The sequence below is a fragment of the Leifsonia sp. EB41 genome (assembly GCF_041262565.1).
Classification (GTDB): Bacteria; Actinomycetota; Actinomycetes; order Actinomycetales; family Microbacteriaceae; genus Leifsonia.
Genome location: NZ_JBGCCJ010000001.1, coordinates 2,720,669 through 2,738,631, shown reverse-complemented (window position 1 = coordinate 2,738,631; position 17,963 = coordinate 2,720,669). Strand labels below are relative to the sequence as shown.

Annotated in this window: 25 protein-coding genes; 6 read left to right on the top strand and 19 right to left on the bottom strand. The window is 71.9% G+C overall.

The features are described 5' to 3' along the window. Positions 1 to 200 precede the first annotated feature (200 nt). The 13 genes from ABH923_RS13560 to ABH923_RS13500 all read right to left on the bottom strand — a co-directional run bounded on the left by ABH923_RS13560 (position 201) and on the right by ABH923_RS13500 (position 12,044). Positions 201 to 758 carry a dihydrofolate reductase family protein gene (locus ABH923_RS13560; protein ID WP_370055908.1) on the bottom strand — a complete coding sequence of 186 codons (558 nt, stop codon included), beginning with the start codon at positions 756 to 758 and terminating at the stop codon, positions 201 to 203. Between the two features lie 22 nt (positions 759 to 780). Next, complete coding sequence (locus ABH923_RS13555) at positions 781 to 1,182, bottom strand: SRPBCC domain-containing protein (protein WP_370055907.1); 402 nt, start codon at positions 1,180 to 1,182, stop codon at positions 781 to 783. A 2-nt stretch (positions 1,183 to 1,184) separates the two neighbouring features. After that, positions 1,185 to 2,756, bottom strand: coding sequence for a transporter (locus ABH923_RS13550; protein ID WP_370055906.1), 1,572 nt, complete (start codon positions 2,754 to 2,756; stop codon positions 1,185 to 1,187). After that, entirely contained in the window at positions 2,738 to 3,505 is a 768-nt protein-coding gene (locus tag ABH923_RS13545; RefSeq protein ID WP_370055905.1) for an ABC transporter ATP-binding protein, read from the bottom strand. Before ABH923_RS13545 ends, ABH923_RS13550 begins: the two co-directional genes overlap by 19 nt. Positions 3,506 to 3,677: 172 nt before the next feature. Then, positions 3,678 to 4,892 carry an acetyl-CoA C-acetyltransferase gene (locus tag ABH923_RS13540; RefSeq protein WP_370055904.1) on the bottom strand — a complete coding sequence of 405 codons (1,215 nt, stop codon included), beginning with the start codon at positions 4,890 to 4,892 and terminating at the stop codon, positions 3,678 to 3,680. After that, positions 4,885 to 5,553, bottom strand: coding sequence for a CoA transferase subunit B (locus ABH923_RS13535; protein ID WP_370055903.1), 669 nt, complete (start codon positions 5,551 to 5,553; stop codon positions 4,885 to 4,887). Before ABH923_RS13535 ends, ABH923_RS13540 begins: the two co-directional genes overlap by 8 nt. A 1-nt stretch (position 5,554) precedes the next feature. Further along, entirely contained in the window at positions 5,555 to 6,337 is a 783-nt protein-coding gene (locus ABH923_RS13530; protein ID WP_370057365.1) for a CoA transferase subunit A, read from the bottom strand. A 10-nt stretch (positions 6,338 to 6,347) separates the two neighbouring features. Continuing rightward, a complete protein-coding gene (gene pcaC, locus ABH923_RS13525) occupies positions 6,348 to 7,526 on the bottom strand; it encodes a 4-carboxymuconolactone decarboxylase (RefSeq protein WP_370055902.1) in 1,179 nt (392 codons plus the stop codon). Continuing rightward, positions 7,523 to 8,680, bottom strand: coding sequence for a lyase family protein (locus ABH923_RS13520; RefSeq protein ID WP_370055901.1), 1,158 nt, complete (start codon positions 8,678 to 8,680; stop codon positions 7,523 to 7,525). Before ABH923_RS13520 ends, pcaC begins: the two co-directional genes overlap by 4 nt. Further along, a complete protein-coding gene (pcaG, locus tag ABH923_RS13515; protein WP_370055899.1) occupies positions 8,673 to 9,242 on the bottom strand; it encodes a protocatechuate 3,4-dioxygenase subunit alpha in 570 nt (189 codons plus the stop codon). The genes ABH923_RS13520 and pcaG overlap by 8 nt, the downstream gene beginning before the upstream one ends. Further along, a complete protein-coding gene (gene pcaH, locus ABH923_RS13510) occupies positions 9,235 to 9,996 on the bottom strand; it encodes a protocatechuate 3,4-dioxygenase subunit beta (RefSeq protein ID WP_370055898.1) in 762 nt (253 codons plus the stop codon). The genes pcaG and pcaH overlap by 8 nt, the downstream gene beginning before the upstream one ends. An 8-nt stretch (positions 9,997 to 10,004) precedes the next feature. Further along, positions 10,005 to 11,171 (bottom strand): 4-hydroxybenzoate 3-monooxygenase, encoded by a 1,167-nt coding sequence (locus tag ABH923_RS13505; protein WP_370055897.1) that lies wholly within the window; start codon positions 11,169 to 11,171, stop codon positions 10,005 to 10,007. 102 nt (positions 11,172 to 11,273) lie between these two features. Next, positions 11,274 to 12,044 (bottom strand): IclR family transcriptional regulator, encoded by a 771-nt coding sequence (locus ABH923_RS13500; RefSeq protein ID WP_370055896.1) that lies wholly within the window; start codon positions 12,042 to 12,044, stop codon positions 11,274 to 11,276. 82 nt (positions 12,045 to 12,126) lie between these two features. On the opposite strand from ABH923_RS13500, the gene ABH923_RS13495 reads away from it, so the two are divergent. Together ABH923_RS13495 and ABH923_RS13490 are read left to right on the top strand one after the other, a co-directional pair. Then, complete coding sequence (locus tag ABH923_RS13495) at positions 12,127 to 12,504, top strand: VOC family protein (protein WP_370055895.1); 378 nt, start codon at positions 12,127 to 12,129, stop codon at positions 12,502 to 12,504. Position 12,505: 1 nt separating this feature from the next. Beyond that, positions 12,506 to 12,850 (top strand): ArsR/SmtB family transcription factor, encoded by a 345-nt coding sequence (locus ABH923_RS13490; protein ID WP_370055894.1) that lies wholly within the window; start codon positions 12,506 to 12,508, stop codon positions 12,848 to 12,850. Here ABH923_RS13490 and ABH923_RS13485 read toward each other — a convergent pair. The 3 genes from ABH923_RS13485 to ABH923_RS13475 all read right to left on the bottom strand — a co-directional run bounded on the left by ABH923_RS13485 (position 12,819) and on the right by ABH923_RS13475 (position 14,030). Continuing rightward, positions 12,819 to 13,427: a dihydrofolate reductase family protein gene (locus ABH923_RS13485; protein ID WP_370055893.1), complete on the bottom strand. Its 609-nt coding sequence runs from the start codon at positions 13,425 to 13,427 to the stop codon at positions 12,819 to 12,821. The two genes, ABH923_RS13490 and ABH923_RS13485, sit on opposite strands and share 32 nt — an antisense overlap. 82 nt (positions 13,428 to 13,509) lie before the next feature. Next, positions 13,510 to 13,770 (bottom strand): type II toxin-antitoxin system RelE/ParE family toxin, encoded by a 261-nt coding sequence (locus tag ABH923_RS13480; protein ID WP_370055892.1) that lies wholly within the window; start codon positions 13,768 to 13,770, stop codon positions 13,510 to 13,512. Further along, the gene (locus tag ABH923_RS13475) at positions 13,767 to 14,030 is read right to left on the bottom strand and encodes a type II toxin-antitoxin system Phd/YefM family antitoxin (protein WP_370055891.1); all 264 of its coding nucleotides are present in this window, start codon (positions 14,028 to 14,030) and stop codon (positions 13,767 to 13,769) included. Before ABH923_RS13475 ends, ABH923_RS13480 begins: the two co-directional genes overlap by 4 nt. A 145-nt stretch (positions 14,031 to 14,175) precedes the next feature. On the opposite strand from ABH923_RS13475, the gene ABH923_RS13470 reads away from it, so the two are divergent. The 4 genes from ABH923_RS13470 to ABH923_RS13455 all read left to right on the top strand — a co-directional run bounded on the left by ABH923_RS13470 (position 14,176) and on the right by ABH923_RS13455 (position 16,687). Next, a complete protein-coding gene (locus tag ABH923_RS13470) occupies positions 14,176 to 14,616 on the top strand; it encodes a hypothetical protein (RefSeq protein WP_370055890.1) in 441 nt (146 codons plus the stop codon). Between the two features lie 9 nt (positions 14,617 to 14,625). After that, complete coding sequence (locus tag ABH923_RS13465; RefSeq protein ID WP_370055889.1) at positions 14,626 to 15,741, top strand: sensor histidine kinase; 1,116 nt, start codon at positions 14,626 to 14,628, stop codon at positions 15,739 to 15,741. Next, entirely contained in the window at positions 15,738 to 16,370 is a 633-nt protein-coding gene (locus ABH923_RS13460; protein WP_370055888.1) for a response regulator, read from the top strand. The genes ABH923_RS13465 and ABH923_RS13460 overlap by 4 nt, the downstream gene beginning before the upstream one ends. 62 nt (positions 16,371 to 16,432) lie before the next feature. Continuing rightward, on the top strand, positions 16,433 to 16,687 hold the full coding sequence (locus ABH923_RS13455; protein WP_370055887.1) for a hypothetical protein: 255 nt from the start codon (positions 16,433 to 16,435) through the stop codon (positions 16,685 to 16,687). Positions 16,688 to 16,709: 22 nt separating this feature from the next. On the opposite strand, the gene ABH923_RS13450 is transcribed toward ABH923_RS13455, so the two are convergent. From ABH923_RS13450 to ABH923_RS13440, 3 genes are all read right to left on the bottom strand, one after another. After that, the gene (locus ABH923_RS13450; RefSeq protein WP_370055886.1) at positions 16,710 to 17,075 is read right to left on the bottom strand and encodes a hypothetical protein; all 366 of its coding nucleotides are present in this window, start codon (positions 17,073 to 17,075) and stop codon (positions 16,710 to 16,712) included. 228 nt (positions 17,076 to 17,303) lie between these two features. Continuing rightward, positions 17,304 to 17,753 (bottom strand): hypothetical protein, encoded by a 450-nt coding sequence (locus tag ABH923_RS13445; protein WP_370055885.1) that lies wholly within the window; start codon positions 17,751 to 17,753, stop codon positions 17,304 to 17,306. Further along, a complete protein-coding gene (locus ABH923_RS13440; RefSeq protein WP_370055884.1) occupies positions 17,741 to 17,950 on the bottom strand; it encodes a ribonuclease PH in 210 nt (69 codons plus the stop codon). Before ABH923_RS13440 ends, ABH923_RS13445 begins: the two co-directional genes overlap by 13 nt. Between the last annotated feature and the right edge of the window lie 13 nt (positions 17,951 to 17,963).

The window sequence follows — 17,963 nt, the reverse complement described above, 5'->3', positions numbered from 1 at the left end:
TTCTGATCTGGTGGAGTGATTGTCGGGCGCACACTGCCGCCGGCCCCCGCCGGCACGGCGCTGTGCGATGACCCCCGTACAGCACTAACGCTAGCGCGGACCGGTGACATCCGCCCCCGTGAGGAGACGCTGTTCACCGTCGGATATGACGCTATCCGGCACAGCGGTCAGTTCGTGACCGCATTCGAGATCTGTGGAGATCAGGCCGGCGAGTACAGGAGGTGGAGGACACCGTTGGCGTAGGCGTCGTACTGCCGCAGCCGCAGCTTCGCCTCCGGCGTGCCCTCCGGGAACAGCCGTGCGCCCGAGCCGCGGACGACCGGGTACACGAAGAGGTGGAGGGCGTCGACCAGTCCGTCCGCGATCAGGGCGCGCACGAGCGTGCCGCTGCCGCTGATGTAGAGGCTCCCGCTCACGCTGTCCTTGGCCTCCCGCACCCGGTCGGCGTCGTAGCCGCCGAGCGACCGCGAGTTGGCCCAGACGTCCTCGGCAGCCGCGTCGTCCAGGGTCGAGCTGACGACGAGCTTCTCCGTGTCGTTGAAGAAGGGCGCTCCCGGGTCGTCGGAGGACGTGCGCGCCGACCAGGCCGGGGCGAACATCTCGAACGTGCGGCGCCCGAGGAGGATGCGCTCCGACGCGCCCGTGATGCGCGCGAGGTCGTCGCCCATCTCGGGATCGAATCCGTACTCAGCCGTCCAGCTCGGGTCTTCGAAGACGCCGTCGAGGGAGACGAACTCGTGCACTGCGATGCTGCCCATGCGGCCAGCTTAGGGGGCCTGCTCAGGCCGTCGCCACCAGCCGGTCGAGGCAGTCGTTCCATCCCGTGATGTGCTCCTGGACGGCGTGCTCGGTGGCGAAGCCGTCGTGGCGGACGGTGACGCGGGTGCCGTCCGGGTCCGGCGCGAGCTCGATCGTGACGGCCGTCTCGTCGTCCTCGCCGTCCCAGCGCCAGGTCGTAACCAGCAGCCGGTCCTCCTCGGCCGCGGTGACCGTCCCGGTGATCCCGAGATCGGCGACGTCCGAGCGGATGCGCAGCGAGCCTCCCGGCCTCGCGTCGATGCGCGCCTGCGGCTGCAGCCGCGGCGGCCAGAACCACGCGGAAAGCTCGACGGGGTCGGCGAACGAGCGCCAGACCCGCTCGGGAGGCGCCTGGACGACCCGCTCGACCGTGAGTACGGCCATGGTCAGGCGTCCTTCCGCAACTGCAGCAGCAGCTCCGGCGCCCTGGCGTCGAGGATGTTGCCGCCGATCCGCACGCCGACGCCCACCAGCACGCCGCCCAGCGCCACGCCGACGACGAGCGCCGCCCAGAGCCAGAGCGCGTCGCCGGTCACCAGCCCGACGATGAACAGGACGATCTCGGGCAGGCACAGCACCGCGATCACGCCCCACGCGGCGAAGGTCGGGCCGAGCAGCGAGATGTTGGCGCCCGGCCGCGACCGGAACGGGTTGTCGCCCGGCTCCGGCACCGGGAACACCAGCCGAGCCGAGGTCACCGCGCACACCGCCGCCCCGGTGAGCAGGATGCCGAGCGAGAGGCCGATCAGACCGGGGAGGATGTGCCAATCGCCGCCCACGGCCGCGCCGAAGAGCGCGATGAGAACGATCGCCGGCACGGCGAACGAGAGCAGCGCCGCCGCCCGGCCCCAGCGGTCCGCGCGACCGGGCACGGCCTTCGCGACGTGCAGCGCGAACGCGGTCGAGTCGTACGAGACGTCGGCGATCATCCCGATACCGAGCGAGAACGCCACGACAGGGGCCCCGATCAACGGCAGCGCAGACGAGTGGTTGAGGCTCGAGTAGAACCAGAACAGCACCGGCATCAGGGGGATCACGAGGAGCTGCCGCAGGTAGCGCGGGTCGCGGAACCAGTACGTCAGGCAGCGGGCCGCGATCGCCCCCGACTGCGTGCCGGGCAGGATGCCGAACCAGCCGAGCTTGCCCTGGGCGCGGACACGCGACGACGCGCGCGCCGGGGTCGTCAGCGACCGGGCGAGCCCCCAGCGCCACACCATCCACAGCACGACGAACGTCGCGGCCGCGATCAGGAACCGCGCCAGCGCGCCGAGCGGGTCGCCCAGGGCGAGCTGCGACGGCACCGCCCAGACGGCGCCGAGCGGCGACCAGGACAGTCCGTCCGCGACGGCGGGCAGCGCGTCGGACGACGAGCGGAGGCCGCGCGTGATGCCGATGACGATGGGCCCGGCGAGGATCAGCGGGATGAGGATGAGCAGCCCGCTGGCCTCCCGGAATCGTCGGCCTCCGGACAGCCCGCTCGACACCGAGGTGACGGCCCGCGACACGACGACGCAGGTCGCGGCGCCGAGCGCGCCCGTTACGAATGCGACCACCGCGACGCCGGGCAGCCGGAGCCAGCTCAGCGAGGTCGCCAGCGACGCGAGCGTGGTCGCGGCCCCCGCGACTCCGACGACCGCGCTCAGCAGCATCCCGAGCATGAGCGGGCGCAGCGGGATCGGGTAGACGGCGAGCTTGGCGGGGTCGAGGGTCTGTTCGATGCCGGACAGCAGCAGCGGGAGGACCGCCCAGCCGAGCACGGCGGCCGAGCCGCCGATGACGACGACCGTGCGCGCCACCTCGGTCGGCGCGAAGCCCAGCAGCACGAGGCCGCCGAGGACGATGACGAGCGCGATGAGCGCGTAAACACCGCCGAGGATGACCGCGACGAGCTGCGAGGTGCTGCGGCGGAACGAGTTGCGGAGGACGAGCAGGCGCAGCCTTACGAGTGTCGCAACCACTCCGGCCCCTCCCCGACGCGGCGACCGCCGACCAGCTCAACGAAGCGGTCCTCCAGCGTGGAGCCCCCGCGCACCTCGTCCACGGTGCCGGCGACGAGCACGCGGCCGCCGTTGATCACCGCGACGTGGTCGCACATCCGCTCCACCAGGTCCATGACGTGCGACGAGACGATGACGGTGCCGCCGCTCTGGACGTAGCCGTGCAGGATGTCGCGGATGTTCGCCGCGGAGACCGGGTCGACGGACTCGAACGGCTCATCCAGCACGAGGACGCGCGGCGCGTGCACCATCGCGGCGGCCAGCGCGATCTTCTTCGTCATGCCGGCCGAGTAGTCGACTACGAGGGTGCCTCCGGCGGACGCGAGGTCGAGGAGGTTGAGGAGGTCGTGGGTGCGCTCGATCGCGGTGGGGCGGTCCATGCCGCTCAGGAGGCCCGCGTACTCGACGAGCTGCTCGCCGGTGAGGCGGTCGAACAGCCGGACGCCGTCGGAGAGCACCCCGACCAGCGCCTTGCCGGCCAGCGGGTCGCGCCACATGTCTGCGCCGTGGATGAGCACCTGGCCGGCGTCGGGCCGCAGCAGGCCGGTCACCATGTTGAGCGTCGTGGTCTTGCCCGCGCCGTTCGGGCCGACCAGCCCGTAGAAGCTGCCGGAGGGCACGTCGAGGTCGATCCCGTCGACCGCCGCCTTCGCCCCGAACCGCTTGTGCAGACCACGGATCGCCACCGCGACCGCATCGTCCTGCGTCATCGCACCTCCCCTGAGCGCTCCCGGAATCCGTCCGACACGCCCATATCACCCTACGCGCAGCCGCCCCCGCACACACCGCCCCCGTCGAGGGGCGACAGCCCTGACGCCGAAGGGCACGTAAAACGCCCCTAAAAGTGCGTCTTGGGGGCGTTTACGTGGCCCTCGGCGAGGGTCAGACGCGCTCGAAGACGGCGGCGAGGCCCTGGCCTCCGCCGATGCACATGGTCTCGACCGCGAGCGAGCCGTCGAGGGCGGGTAGCTCGTGGGCGAGCGTCGCCAGCATCCGCAGGCCGGTGGCGCCGATGGGGTGCCCGATGGAGATGCCGCTCCCGCGCGGGTTGAGCCGCGGGTCCTCCGCGTCGATCCCCCAGTCGGCCAGGCACGCGAGCACTTGCACCGCGAACGCCTCGTTGAGCTCGATCACGTCGATGTCGCCCCAGGTGACGCCGGCGCGGTCGAGCGCTCTGTTCGCCGCCGGGACGGGCGCGACGCCGAACACCGCGGGGTCGTTGCCCGCGACCGCCCAGGACCGCAGTCGCAGCACCGGCACCAGCCCCAGCGCGGCGGCGCGCTCCGGCGTCGTGACGATCGCGGCGGCCGCCGCGTCGTTCTGCCCGCTGGAGTTTCCGGCGGTGACTGTCGCTGCGGGATCGCTGCGACCGAGGATCGGGCGGAGGCCGGCCAGCGCGTCCAGCGTCGTGTCGGCGCGCGGATGCTCGTCGCGGTCGAGCACGATTTCGCCTTTGCGTCCCGGCACGGTCACGGGGACCAGCTCGGCGTCGAACGCACCCGACTCCTGCGCAGCGACCGCGCGCTGGTGCGAGCGGAGCGCCAGTTCATCCTGCGCTTCACGCGGGATGCCGTACTCGCGGCGCAGCGTCTCCGCCGAGCCGACGTTGCCCTCCGGCGTCGGGAAGTTGCGGCCACCCACCGTCTCGCGGCCGCGCGCGAGAGCGTCGTGCAGCATCAGGCCGCCGGGCGGGAGGCCGCGGCGACCCTGCTCCGTATAAAGAGGGGCGTTCGACATCGACTCGGCCCCGAGCGCGACCAGCACGTCGCTCGCACCGGTCTGCACCTCCATCGCCGCGTTGATCACCGCCTGGAGGCCGGAGCCGCAGCGCCGGTCGAGCTGGTAGCCCGTCGTCGTGACCGGGAAGCCCGCGTTGAGCGCGGCGACGCGACCGAAGGCGGGCGCCTCCATCGTGGGGTAGCCCTGCGAGCCGATCACGCCCTCCACCGCGGCCGGGTCGAGCCCGGTGCGGTCGAGGAGGGCACGGAGCACGGTCTCGGCGAGCGAGAGCGCGGACACCGGGGCCAGCACGCCGCCCATGCGGCCGACCGGCGTGCGCAGCGGCGAGCAGACGACGACCTCGCGCAGCTCAGGCATGCGCCGCCTCCGACCCCGCGGTCACGGCGGCCGGGATGGTCAGCGGGGCGCCCGTGGCGGCCACCACGTCGTCCACGGTCACGCCCGGCGCCACCTCCTGCAGCACCAGGCCGTCGTCGGTCACGTCGATCACGGCGAGATCGGTGATGATCCGGTCGACGCAGCCGCGCCCGGTCAGGGGGAGGGTGCACTGCTCGACCAGCTTGGCCGAGCCGTCCTTGGCGACGTGCTCCATGATCACGATGACGCGCTCGGCTCCGTTGACGAGGTCCATCGCCCCGCCCATCCCCTTCACCATCTTGCCCGGCACGGCCCAGTTGGCGATGTCGCCGGAAGCCGAGACCTGCATGGCACCGAGGACGGCGGTGGCGATGCGGCCGCCCCGGATCATCCCGAAGCTGGCGGCCGAGTCGAAATAGCTCGCGCCGGGCAGGACGGTGACGGTCTCCTTGCCCGCGTTGATCAGCTTCGGGTCCTGCTCGCCCTCCCACGGATAGGGCCCGACACCCAATATGCCGTTCTCGGAATGCAGTACGACGTGCACCCCCTCCGGCAGGTGGTTCGGGATGAGCGTCGGGAGGCCGATGCCCAGGTTCACGTACGAGCCGTCCTCCAGTTCGAGGGCAGCGCGGGCGGCCATCTCGTCGCGGGTGCGGGGCATATCAGTTCCCTTCCGGTCGGGCGCGGACGGTGACCTTCTCGATCGGCAGATCCGCCGACTGCTCGGGGGTCAGCGCGATCACGCGGTCCACGTAGATGCCGGGCAGGTGGATGTCGTCGGGGCCGAGCACGCCCGGCTCGACCAGCTCGTCCACCTCGGCGATGGTGATGCGGCCGGCCATGCCCGCCAGCGGGTTGAAGTTGCGGGTCGACTTCTCGAAGCGCAGGTTTCCGTGCCGGTCGCCGACGGCAGCGCGCACGAGCCCGAAGTCTGTGCGGATCGCTGTCTCCAGGACGTACTCGCGGGCGCGGCCGAACACGTCGAACGGGCGCAGCTCCTTCGGCGCGCTCTCCTCCGCCACCGAGCCGTCGGCCGCGTAGCGGATCGGCATGCCGCCGTCCGAGACCGCGGTGCCGGCGCCGGTCGCCGTGTAGAAGGCCGGGATGCCGACGCCACCCGCGCGAAGCCGCTCGGCCAGCGTGCCCTGCGGGGTGAGCTCGACCTCCACCTCGCCGCCGAGATACTGGCGGGCGAACTCCTTGTTCTCGCCGATGTAGCTCGCGATCACCCGGCGGATCCGGCCGGCGGCCAGCAGCTCGCCCAGGCCCCACCCGTCCACGCCGCAGTTGTTCGAGACGACCTCCAGGCCGCGGACGCCGCGCGCGAGCAACGCGCGGATCGTCACGATCGGCACCCCGGACAGGCCGAACCCCCCGACCGCGAGCGAGGCGCCGTCCGGGATGTCGGCGACGGCCCCGGTGGCCGACCCGACAGTTTTGTCCAGGCTGGTTGGCTTATCCATCTGTCTCCTCCGTGAAGATTTCGCGCATGATCGCGAGCGCGCCATTGGCCGCGGGCAGCCCCGCGTACAGCGCTGTGTGGTGGATGACCTCCGCGATCTGCGTGCGGGTCAGGCCGTTGCGCAGGGCGGCGCGCACGTGCATGCGCAGTTCGTTCTCGTGGCCGCCGGTGACCAGGCTGGCGAGGGTCGCGATCGACCGCTCCGGCCGGGTGAGCTGCGGCCGGGCCCAGACCTCGCCCCATGCGTAGCGGGTGATGAAGTCTTGGAAGTCCGCGGTCTCCGGGGTGGTCGCCGCCGCGGCGCGGTCGACATGGGCGTCGCCCAGCACCGCCCTCCGGACGGCCATGCCGCGCTCGTAGGCTGCGACGGCGTCGACGTCGCGGCCCGCGAGCAGCGCCGCCAGCAGTGCGGCGGTCTCGGCCGGGTCCTCCAGCGGGACGAGGTGGGCGGCGTGCGCCAGCTCCACGAATCGCGCGCCGGGGAGCGCCGCGGCGTCCTCCGCCATCAGGGCCGAGGTGGTCACCTGGTCGTGCGCGCCGGCGACGAGGAGCGACGGCACGTGCACGCCCGGGAGCGCGTCGCGGCGGTCGAACCCGCCGAGCGCCTCGCAGCACAGCGCGTACGACTCGTCGTCCACGTCGAGCAGGGTCTTGAGCGCGTGGCCGCCCGGGCCGTCCGGATGTGCGGCCAGGTATCCGGGCGCGAACCAGCGCTGCGCGCTCCCCGCCACCACGGACGCCGTTCCGGAGGCGCGCACCTGCGCGGCGCGATCGGCCCAGCCCTCCGTCGTGCCGATTCGCGCGCCGGAGCAGAACATGGCCAGGCTGCGCACGCGCTCCGGGGCGGTGAGCGCCACCTCCAGTGCGACCGCTCCGCCGAGGGAGTCCCCTGCGATGTCGAACGCACCGCCGCCGACCTCGTCCACGAGACCCAGCACCGCCGCCGCGAGCTCGGAGATCGTGAACGGCTCGCGCGTGGCGGGCGACGCACCGTGACCCGGGAGGTCGACGCGCAGGATCCGCGGGGAGTCCGGGGCGGCAGCCAGCCGCGCCACGACACCGTCCCACAGCTCGGCTGTCGTGCCGAGGGAGGGCAGCAGCACCAGGAGGCGCGGCGCCGCGGCGGACGGGGAGGCCGCGGTCATCGAGCCGCGCAATCGCGGGATGGTCATGAGTCCGCCTCTCGGTCGGGTTCGGCTTGGGCGCGGTAGCGGGCGACGGCGGCGTCCACGACGGCACCGGCGGAGGCCAGGTCGGCGGCGTCGGCCGGCGAGGATGTCAGGACGGTATCAGCCACCACCATGTCGGCGACTGCGTGCGCGAGCACCTCCGCGCTCTCCGCCGCGATGCGCAGCAGCCCGCGCCAGGCCTGCCATTCGGCGTGCCACTCCCCTGCCGGCCGCGCGTCCGAGCTGAGGGCTGCAGTGTGCACCGTGGCGAGGAGACCGGGGGCGCGGAGGCCGTTCGCGGTGAGCAGCACGGCGTCGACCGGGTTCTGCTTGTGCGGCATCGCGGACGAGCCGCCAGCGGTGGCGGGCAGGAGCACGCCGTCGCGCGCCGCGAGGCCGAGGTCGCGGCCGATCCGGCCGGCCACCGCGGCGACCCGCGCCGCGGCGTCCGCGATCGCCAGCACCGGACCGCGATCGGTATGCCAGGCCCGGCCGGGGTCGCTGAGCCCGAGGCGAGCGGCGACGCCGGCGCGGAGGGTCTGCGGGGCGTCGGCGCGGCCCGCGAGCCGCGCGAACGCCGCACCCGTGCCCACTGCGCCGCCGAGCTGGACAGGGTAGTGGAGCCGGTCGAGGACCTCCATCGCCGACACCACGGCGTCCAGCCAGGGGGCCAGGGACGCGCCGAGCGTCGTCGGCTCGGCCGGCTGCGTCAGGGTGCGCGCCAGCAGCGGCGTCGCGCGCGAGCGGATCGCACGGGCCGCGAGCTCCGCGGCTGCGACGGCGAGGGCGTCCCGCGTGCGCGCCAGGGACTCCCGCGACACCAGCACGAGCGCCGAGTCCACGATGTCCTGACTGGTCGCGCCGCGATGCACCCGTCCCGCCTGCGCCCCCGCCTGCGCGCGGAGCTGTTCGACCAGCGCGATGACGGGCACTCCGGCCTCCCGCGCGCCCGCCACCAGCCGCGCCCGGTCGATCGCGGCGTCGTCGAACGCGAGCGGCACGTATCCGGGGCCGGCCGCCGAGCCGTCGAGCTCGTCCCAGGCTCCGACCAGGGCCTCCTCGACCGCGATCATGGCAGCCAGCACACGATCGTCGCCGGCCGGAACACCCACTGCACCGGCCGGCTCGAGGAGACCCCAGTCGAAGGGCTCAGCCACGCCCGTCCCCCACGAAGTCGAGGAAGACGGTCTCGTCCTCACCCTGGAGGCGGATGTCGAAGCGATAGCTGCTCTCGCCGTCCGGGGTGGCGATCAGGGTGCTCCGCCGCTCCTCCGGCACGGTGGCCAGGAACGGGTCGCCGTCGTCGAGATAGGCGCGTGTGAAGAGGTGGTGCAGGAGACCCCGCGCGAACACGGTCACCAGCAGGTATGGGGCCCGGCCCGGCGCGGGCGCGCCAGGGCGGACCGTCGTGAACGAGTAGTGGCCTGCCCGGTCGACGGCGGCGCGCCCGAAGCCGGTGACGGTGTGCCCGTCGCGCTGGAGGCTGCCCTGCCGGGAGATCGGCGTGCCGTCGGCGTCGGCGCCCCACACCTCGATGATCGCGTCGGGGACCGGCACGCCGTCGCCGTCGAAGACGGTGCCGTGCAGGCGGATCGCGCCGTCCCGCCACGGCGGAGCGACCTCCGGGCCGCCCTCGTACGGCAGCGCATAGCCGAAGAACGGCCCGACCGTCTGCGACGGTGTCTGCAGGAACTGCTCGTGCTCGTTCGTCTCAGGCATGCTCGCCCTCCTCCGGCTCCATCCAGGTCGCCTTGCCGCCGGTGAGGACGATGTCCCACCGGTAGCCGAGCGCCCACTCCGGCTCGCTCACGTCGTGATCGTACGTGGCGATCAGCCGTTGGCGCGCGGCCGGGTCGGCGATCGACTGGTAGATCGGGTCGAGCGCGAACAGCGGGTCGCTCGGGAAGTACATCTGCGTCACGAGCCGCTGCGTGAACGCCGACCCGAACAGCGAGAAGTGGATGTGCGCCGGCCGCCACGCGTTGCGGTGGTTCCGCCACGGATAGGGGCCCGGCTTGATGGTGACGAACCGGTACGAGCCGTCCTCGCCCGTGATCGTGCGGCCCACGCCGGTGAAGTTGGGGTCGAGGGGCGCCGGATGCTGGTCGCGCTTGTGGACGTAGCGGCCGGAGGAGTTCGCCTGCCAGACCTCCACGAGCTGGTTGCGCACCGGCCGGCCCTCGCCGTCGAGCACGCGACCCGTCACGATGATGCGCTCGCCGAGCGGCTCTCCGCTGTGCTGTATGGTGAGGTCGCTCTCCTCCGCAGCGACGTCGGTGTGCCCGAACGCCGGCGAGACGAGCTCGATCTCCTCCGGGTCGGCCCGCACCAGCTCGTGGGTGGGGTGGCGCAGCCGCGAGCTGCGGTACGGCCCGAAGTCGCGCAGCGGGTGCGCGGGGAGTGGCCCGGCGGACGCCGCAGCCGCGTGCGCGGCGGCGATCTCCGCGTTGATCTGGTCCTGCTCGTCGTTCATGGCATACCTCAGAAAGGGAGGCCCGCGTACTGCTCGGCGAGGGCCGCCTGCGCGTGACGCGATCCGGTGGTGTACTCCAGCTGGCCGAGCTGGCTGCGGTAACGGAAGGCGCGGGCCGCCTCGTCGGGGACCTCGCGGTGGACGTGCAGCATCTCCGTCATCCACTGCGAGAACTGCTGCACCTTCCACTGCCGGGCGAGGGCGGCGCCGCTGTAGCGCTTCAGGAGGGCGTCGCCGCCGCCGAAATGCGCGGCGAGCGAGCGGCCGAGCAGCGCGACGTCGGCGATGGCCGAGTTGAGGCCTTTCGCGCCGGTCGGCGGGACGATGTGACCGGCGTCGCCGGCGAGGAACAGGCGTCCGTGCTCCAGCGTGGAGGCCACGAAGCTGCGCATCGGCGTGATCGACTTCTCGGTGATCGTCCCCTCGCTCAGCGTCCAGCCCGGGACGCCGAGGCGCGTCTGCAGCGCCTCCCAGATCCGCTCGTCCGACCAGTCGTCGACCGACTCGCCGGGATCGACCTGGAGGTAGAGCCGGGAGACCTCCAACGAGCGCATCGAGTGCATCGCGAAGCCGTCGGGGTGCAGCGCGTAGATGAGGTCGTCGGTGGAGGGCGCGACGTCGGCGAGGATGCCGAGCCAGGCGTAGGGGTAGCTGCGCTCGAGCGCCTGGATGCCCGGGATGGCCGGACGGCAGACGCCGTGGTACCCGTCGGCGCCGACGACGACGTCGCAGTCGATGCGCTCGGCGTCTCCGCCGATGGTGACGTACGGGGCGTCCGTGTCGACGGCGTGCGGCGCGACGCCCTCCACCTCGAACCGGATGTCGGAGCCGAGGCGGTCGTGCTCGGCGAGCAGGTGCCGCACGAGCGCCTGCTGGCCGTACACCGTGACGGTGCGGCCGACGAGGTCGACGAAGTCGAGGTGGTGCCGCTCGCCCTCGTACTGCAGGTAGATGCCGTGGTGCGTCAGCCCGCGGGCGGCGAGGTCGGCGTCGAGTCCGAGGTCGCGCAGCACGTCGACGGAGCCCTGTTCCAGGACGCCGGCGCGCACCCGGCCGAGCACGTACTCCCGGCTCTTCTGCTCGAGGATGACGAAATCGACCCCCGCTCGCCGGAGGATGTGCCCGAGCAGGAGTCCGGCGGGCCCGGCCCCGATGATGGCGACCTGGGTGCGCATTGTTCCGCCTCTCGCTTCGGTGGGAAGGTCGTCCCATCCTGAGCGAATCCAGTGGGTGCCCGAGCGTGGTTTCCGCTCAGCGGAAGAGTTTCCTCCGGAGGTTCACCCGTGCGGCTCCTCGTAGTCGAGTCCGAGGACCCCGGAGATGCCGCGCGCGGCCATCCGGACGCCCAGCGTGAACTGCGGCTCGGCCTCCCGCTCGGCGTGGGCGATGATCGAGACCGCGGCCACGACCTCGCCCGTGGCGTCCCGCACCGGCGCGGCGACGGAGAACGCGCCCTGAGTGAGCTCCTCGACCGAGTGGGAGATCCCGGTCGCACGGATGCCGGCCAGTCGCGCGCGCAGCTCCTTCTCGCCGGTGAGCGTGTTGGGCTGGAACTTGCGCGGGTGGTCGGCGAGCACCTCCGCGAGCGTGCCCTCCGGCGCGTACGCGAGCAGCACCAGCCCGACGCCGGTCGCGTGCAGCGGGAGCCGCGACCCGACATCGCTGATGACCCGCACGGCGCCGGGGCCGGACAACCGCTCCAGGTAGACCGCGCCAAGGCCGTCGCGCACGGCGAGGTGCACGTGCTCGCCCGTCGACTCCAGGAGGTCATCGAGGTAGGGACGCGCGGCCTGCCTGAGGCGGCGCGCGGTCGGCTGCCTCACCCCCAGCCGCCAGAGCTTGATGCCGACGCGGTAGCGGCCGTCCTCCCCGCGGACCAGACCGCCCCACGAGACCCACTCGGCCAGGAGCCGGTGCGTGGTCGACACCGGGAGGCCGGCGCGTCGGGCGATCTCGCTGAGGGTCAGCTCGTCGCCGCGCTCGAAGGCGTCGGCGATCGCGAAGACGCGTTCCGCAACGCTGCGGTCGTCCTGCGCTCCACCGGCCATGCGGTCAGCTTAGGACCGCCGCCGCGGACCGATCGGAGACTGCCGCTTGTTATGTAGGTTTTTTCCTACCTATACTCGTCGCATGAGCACCTCCATCCCCGCCGTCCGCATCCAGACCGTCACCATCCCCGTCGCCGACCAGGAGCGGTCCCTGGCCTTCTACCGCGACGTGCTCGGCTTCGAGGTGCGCGCCGACGTCGCGTACGGCGGCGCCCGCTGGCTCTCGGTCGCCCCGGAGGGCAGCAGCGTCGACTTCACCCTGCACCTTCCCTTCCCGGGTCAGGCCGGCCCGGGCTGGCAGCACGGCATCGTGCTGCACACCGACGACATCGCAGGCGTGGTCGCCGCCCTCCGCGCCGCCTCGGTGGAGGTCACGGAGCCGGAGCCGGTCGGCTGGGGCGTGCAGTCCCAGTTCGCCGACCCCGACGGCAACGGGTTCGTGCTCCTCCAGCAAGGCTGACATGCCGACCCGGGCGAAGGACTCGGCGGCCGACCGCCTCTTCGGCGCGCTCGCGAACCCCACCCGGCGCGACATCCTCGACCTCCTGCTCGACGGCGAACTCAGCGCAGGCGATATCGCCGCCAGGTTCGCGATGAGCCGGCCGTCGGTGTCCGAGCATCTGCGGGCGCTGCGCGACGCCGGCCTGGTGGCCGAACGGACCGCCGGGCGGCAGGTGTTCTACGCTCTGGCGGCCGAGCCCTGGACGGAGCTGCGCGACTGGCTTGCGCCGCACGAGCGGTTCTGGCGGATGCGCGGAACAGCGATTACTGGTTTTATGCCTCCGCCGCGCGACGGTACACGTTGATCACGATGCCCGAGGCGGTCGAACGCGACTCCACGAGCGCGAAGCGGGTGTACGGGAAGCCGTCGCCGAACAGCTTCTTTCCGACGCCGAGGACCAGCGGGTGCACCAGCAGTCGGTACTCGTCGATCTGGTCGTGCTCGGCGAGCGTGCGGATCAGCTCCGTGCTGCCCCACACCCGGATCTCGCCGTCCGGCTCGACACCCGGCTCGCCGCGCAGCCGCTCCACTGCGCCCACCACGTCCGGGCCGAGCAGGTAGGAGTTCGTCCAGCCGACCTCCGTCAGCGAGCGCGAGGCGACGTACTTGGGGATGCGGTTGTACCGCCGGGTGAGCTCCCCCTGGAACCCTTCGGCGTCCTCAGGCCAGACTCCCCACGAGCCCGCGAAGAGCTCGTACGTCCTCCGGCCGAGCAGTAGCGCCTCGGTTCTCTTCTCCCACTCCGCGACCGTGCCATCGTCGTCGTAGTCGAACTGCCAGCCGCCGTGCTGGAAACCCCCCTCCGTGTCCTCCTCGGGGCCACCCGGCCCCTGGACGACGCCGTCGAGGGTGACGAACGACTGAACCACGATCGAAGACATGCCGTGCTCCTCTTGTCGGTGAGGGTGTCGTACCCCGTCTACACCCCCTGGAGGGCGGAGGCAACAGGCGGTGTCGTCGCGATCAGTGCGCGTAGACGCTGCGGCGATGCCCGACGCGGAAGACGGTCACCAGGACGGTGTCGTCGACGACCTCGTAGAGGACGCGATAGTCGCCCACTCGCAGCCGCCAGGCGTCGGTGAACCCGACGAGGCGACGCGCTCCGCCGGGCCGCGGGTCGGACTCGAGCCGTGCGACGGCTGAGAGCACGCGGTTTCGTGCCGTGGGGTCGAGCTTGCGGAGCTCCCGGGCCGAGGCCGCGGTGAACTCGACGGTGTACGTCACCCGTCGAACTCGGCCCGGAGGTCGCTGAGCGAGATGCGCTCGCCGGTGTCGGCGCGCTTGGCGGCGCGCAGCTCGCGCCGGTCGCGCTCCAGTTCGAGCTGCTCGAGCAGTTCGAGGTCTTCGACGCTGATCATGACCGCGGCCAGCTTGCCGTGCCGGGTGATCCCCAGCCGTTCATGGCCGTACTCGGCGCGACCGACGACGGCGGCGAGATCCTGACGGAGGTCGCGCGCGCTGATCGAAGCATCGAGAAGGGCCATACGGACATGCTATCCGATCTCCGCGTACATAGTTGCAATTATATGCATTGCGTACTTTTTGTACCTTTTCGAGAATAGCCGTTCGATGACCGCGTCCAGCCGTTCGGTCGATCCGGCGCCGGCGCCTCCCGGCGAGGCTGTACCCATGACCGAGACCACCACGTCCCCCGCCGCCGCGCTCGACACGGCCCGCCGCGCGGCCCTCCGCCCGGTGCTCGTCCTCCTGAGCTGCTTCGTCGCGCTCAGCGCCGCACTGCTCGGCTTCCTCACGGTGCTCGCCGCCGTCGGCATCGGCGCGGACATCGCCATCTGGATCCGCGGCTCGTTCGTGCTCGCGAGCGCCGTGCTGCTGCTCGTCTTCGCCGTCTCCGCCGCCCGCGGGTCCCGCAGCGCCCTGTTGCGGCTGCGGATCATCTCGCCGATCGTGCTGGCCGCGATCGTCGTCATCGTGTCCATCCCCGGCTTCCTGCCGGACTGGGTGCGACTCGAGCAGGCCGTCTGCGGCGCGCTCGTCCTGCCGGTCGTGATCATCGTCAACCTGCCGCGGACGCGAGCACTGTTCCCTGCGGAAACCGCAAACGCGTAGGGTCTGAACGTGATCGATTCGCGCTGGAGGACTGTCCTCACGGTCACGCCGTACGTCGTGCTGGCGGTTCTGGTCGCCTTCACGCTCGGGGTGCGGTGGGGCGACTGGGCGGCACTCGCACCGACGCTCGTCCTCTCCGCGGTCACCGCCGTGTGGATCATCGTCATGCGGCGGCTGCCGACCCGGGTCCGCGAGCGGCCGCTCGTCGTCGCCGTGTTCATGACCGGGCTCATCGCGCTCAACCTGGCGCTGGTGCTCCAGGAGAGCTGGTTCGGGTTCCTGACGATCGCCACCTTCACCTTCGCGTACTCGATCGTTCCGTGGCCGTGGGAGCTGCTCGCGGTCGGCGCGACGGCCGTCGTCGCGGGGCTCGCGCAGAGCTCCACGCTGCGCTTCGACCTGGCCGGGATCGTCGGGATGACCGGCATCCTGCTGCTCAACGTCGTCGCCATGTGCGGGCTGTCCTGGTCGCTGCGGCTCGCGGAGCGCCAGGTGAACCTGACCGCGACGGAGGTCGAGCGGTCACGGCTCGCGCGCGAGATCCACGACACGCTCGCCCAGGGCTTCGCGGGGATCGTGACCCAGCTCCAGGCGGCGGAGCAGGCGACGGACGACGCCGGCCGCACACGGCACACGGACGCCGCCCTCGCGCTCGCCCGCGACGGCCTCGCCGAGGCGCGCCGCTCGGTACGCGCCCTCCGGCCCGCCGCCCTCGACACGATGCGGCTGCCGGAGGCGATCGGGCAGCTCGCCCGCGCCTGGTCCGAGCGCACCGGCATCCCGGCCGACGTCGCGACGACCGGTGACGCGACCGCTCTGTCCACCGACGTGGAGGTCGCGCTGCTGCGGACCGCGCAAGAGGCGCTCGCCAACGTCGAGCGGCACGCCGGGGCGCACCGCGTGCGGCTGACACTCCGGACGGACGGCACAGGAACCCGGCTGGAGGTCTGCGACGACGGCCGCGGCTTCGACCCGGCCACGCGCACGGTCGGCCCCGACCGGGCGGAGGACGGCGGCTACGGCCTCCTCGCCATGCGCGAGCGCATCGAGTCGGTCGCGGGCGGCCTGGTCGTGGAGTCGCGGCCGGGCCACGGCACGTCGATCCGTGCGGAGGTGCCCGCGTGAGCGCGCCCGTGCGGCTGCTGGTCGTCGACGACCACCCCGTCGTCCGCGACGGCATCGTCGGCATGGTGGCCTCCGACCCGGGCGTGGAGGTCGTGGGCGAGGCGTCCGACGGAGCCGAGGCGGTGCGGCTCGCCCGGGCGCTCCTCCCTGACGTGGTGCTCATGGACCTGCGGATGCGCGGCATGGACGGCGTCGCCGCGATCCGCGAGCTGACCCGGCTCGGCCTGCCGTGCCGCGTCGTGGTCCTCACGACCTTCGACGGCGACTCGGACGTGCTTCCCGCGATCGAGGCCGGCGCGACCGGCTACCTGCTCAAGGACGCGCCACGGGAGGATCTGCTGCGCGCGATCCGCGCCGCGGCGGTCGGCGACGCGGTGCTCGCTCCGTCCGTCGCGTCCCGGCTGGTCGGCCGGGTACGGACGCCGGAGGCGAACCTGCTGTCGCCGCGCGAACTGGAAGTGCTGGCCCTGGTCGCCGACGGCGCGACGAACCGCGTCGCCGGGGAGCGCCTGCACCTCAGCGAGGCGACGGTGAAGACGCACCTGCTCAGCATCTACGCGAAGCTCGGGGTCGGCGACCGGGCCGCGGCGGTGGCGGAGGGGTTCCGGCGGGGACTGCTCGACCTGTAGGCGGGACCCCTCTTGGCCCGCAGGGGTTCTGCCGCCGCGCCGAAACGGGTAGGACAGGAGGCATGGACATCGTGCTGGCGGTCCTCGAGCGCGGCGACATCGCGTACGAGATCGAGTTCGAGCGCACGAGCGAGCCCCCGTTCGAGCTGCGTGTGCCCTCCCATATCGGGGGCGCGGCGGTGGTCGACGTCTTCGACCTGGTCGACGCGAGCGAGTGGCCGGTGCTGCTGCGCTACGCGTTCTCGGAGTGCGTGCCTGCCGTCATGGGCTCGCCGGACGACCTCAACGCGGAAGACCTCGGTGAGGTCGACCTCTGAGCGAGGCGCCGCACCTCCACACTCAGAACAGGAACAACTGCCCCATCACGAGCACGAGGATGAGGAACACGACGACCACGCCGCCGATGATGACGAGCGTCCGCGCTGACATCCTCGCGATCCCGAACCCCACGATGAAGGGCAGCGCCAGGCAACCGATCGCGATGATCCACCAGAACGCCTGAAAGCCGGCCTGCGACGCGGACGCCAGCCGCTCCCCGAACAGCTTCTGCGTCGCCGGATGCGTGGCGAAGGCGATGCTCGCCGACAGCGGGTAGGCGATCAGGACGGCCGTGATCAGCCCGGAGAACGCACCCCACATCCCGCGATGGGCACCGAGGTGCAGCGTCTCCTCCTGATGCGGCGCTTGCCTGCTCTTCGTGCTCATGGCGCACATGATAGCCAGCGGGTCGGTGCGCAGGGCAGCCCCGTCCTGCGACGCTCCGGGGGGCTGGGCCCGCCGCGCCGAAACAGGGTCAACTGTACGGTCTACTCTGCGGTTACTCTGGAGTGGTCACCGGCGCAGCGCACGCAGTCAGGGGGCGTCTCGGACGCGCCGGGGTCTTACCCGAATGTCGTGTGGGAGTGGGGGATCCACTCCCATACGGCCGGGGAATCAGGCCAGCGCGGAATCGGCTTTAGCCGACTGCGGAACAGAAAGCGTCTCCGGCGGATCGAGCTCCGCCGTGACCAACTGGTGCGCGCGCTGGTACGAGACGCCCAGAATCGTGCCGATATCGCGGACGCTGAGACCACTCGATGCGAGCTCGCGAGCGGTAAGCCGGGCGTAGTACGCGGCCTCGCGATTCGCCTGCGCCGCCTCCGCTCGGCGTTCAACCGCCAGTCGATGCGCAACCTCCGCGGCGGCGGGGAGCGAAAGGCGCACGTCGATCTCGATGTCTTCTTCCGACTCCCCGGTGACGAACGCCAGGGCTTCCTTGATCTGCGCGACTTGGTCGAGACGCGCGACCTGGCTGATCGCCCCAGGCGCTTCGACCGCCTGGAGCACCCACCACTTGGCGGTGCGTTCGGCGGTGACCGTAAATGTACTCATCAGCGCCACCATTCCTTTCCGAACTCGTTGGCGAACTGGTCGAAGAACTTGCGCGCAGTCACATCGTCGATTTCGGCATGGCGACCAAGTGTGGATCGCGTCTCACCGACGATGACACCAGTGTGGTTGGTCAGCTCCTGCTCGAAGTACGACTTCCCCGTCGCCTTGGCTTGGGCTTTCAGCCTTTTGAGGACGTCCCTGCGTTTCATCAGATTAGTCTAG

What these genes read in the sequence shown, in the direction of transcription:
- ABH923_RS13560 (WP_370055908.1), bottom strand. Translation starts at nt 758, where the DNA reads ATGGGCAGCATCGCAGTGCACGAGTTCGTCTCCCTCGACGGCGTCTTC.
- ABH923_RS13555 (WP_370055907.1), bottom strand. Translation starts at nt 1,182, where the DNA reads ATGGCCGTACTCACGGTCGAGCGGGTCGTCCAGGCGCCTCCCGAGCGG.
- ABH923_RS13545 (WP_370055905.1), bottom strand. Translation starts at nt 3,505, where the DNA reads ATGACGCAGGACGATGCGGTCGCGGTGGCGATCCGTGGTCTGCACAAG.
- ABH923_RS13540 (WP_370055904.1), bottom strand. Translation starts at nt 4,892, where the DNA reads ATGCCTGAGCTGCGCGAGGTCGTCGTCTGCTCGCCGCTGCGCACGCCG.
- ABH923_RS13535 (WP_370055903.1), bottom strand. Translation starts at nt 5,553, where the DNA reads ATGCCCCGCACCCGCGACGAGATGGCCGCCCGCGCTGCCCTCGAACTG.
- pcaC (WP_370055902.1), bottom strand. Translation starts at nt 7,526, where the DNA reads ATGACCATCCCGCGATTGCGCGGCTCGATGACCGCGGCCTCCCCGTCC.
- pcaG (WP_370055899.1), bottom strand. Translation starts at nt 9,242, where the DNA reads ATGCCTGAGACGAACGAGCACGAGCAGTTCCTGCAGACACCGTCGCAG.
- pcaH (WP_370055898.1), bottom strand. Translation starts at nt 9,996, where the DNA reads ATGAACGACGAGCAGGACCAGATCAACGCGGAGATCGCCGCCGCGCAC.
- ABH923_RS13505 (WP_370055897.1), bottom strand. Translation starts at nt 11,171, where the DNA reads ATGCGCACCCAGGTCGCCATCATCGGGGCCGGGCCCGCCGGACTCCTG.
- ABH923_RS13500 (WP_370055896.1), bottom strand. Translation starts at nt 12,044, where the DNA reads ATGGCCGGTGGAGCGCAGGACGACCGCAGCGTTGCGGAACGCGTCTTC.
- ABH923_RS13495 (WP_370055895.1), top strand. Translation starts at nt 12,127, where the DNA reads ATGAGCACCTCCATCCCCGCCGTCCGCATCCAGACCGTCACCATCCCC.
- ABH923_RS13490 (WP_370055894.1), top strand. Translation starts at nt 12,506, where the DNA reads ATGCCGACCCGGGCGAAGGACTCGGCGGCCGACCGCCTCTTCGGCGCG.
- ABH923_RS13485 (WP_370055893.1), bottom strand. Translation starts at nt 13,427, where the DNA reads ATGTCTTCGATCGTGGTTCAGTCGTTCGTCACCCTCGACGGCGTCGTC.
- ABH923_RS13475 (WP_370055891.1), bottom strand. Translation starts at nt 14,030, where the DNA reads ATGGCCCTTCTCGATGCTTCGATCAGCGCGCGCGACCTCCGTCAGGAT.
- ABH923_RS13470 (WP_370055890.1), top strand. Translation starts at nt 14,176, where the DNA reads ATGACCGAGACCACCACGTCCCCCGCCGCCGCGCTCGACACGGCCCGC.
- ABH923_RS13455 (WP_370055887.1), top strand. Translation starts at nt 16,433, where the DNA reads ATGGACATCGTGCTGGCGGTCCTCGAGCGCGGCGACATCGCGTACGAG.
- ABH923_RS13450 (WP_370055886.1), bottom strand. Translation starts at nt 17,075, where the DNA reads ATGAGCACGAAGAGCAGGCAAGCGCCGCATCAGGAGGAGACGCTGCAC.
- ABH923_RS13445 (WP_370055885.1), bottom strand. Translation starts at nt 17,753, where the DNA reads ATGGTGGCGCTGATGAGTACATTTACGGTCACCGCCGAACGCACCGCC.
- ABH923_RS13440 (WP_370055884.1), bottom strand. Translation starts at nt 17,950, where the DNA reads ATGAAACGCAGGGACGTCCTCAAAAGGCTGAAAGCCCAAGCCAAGGCG.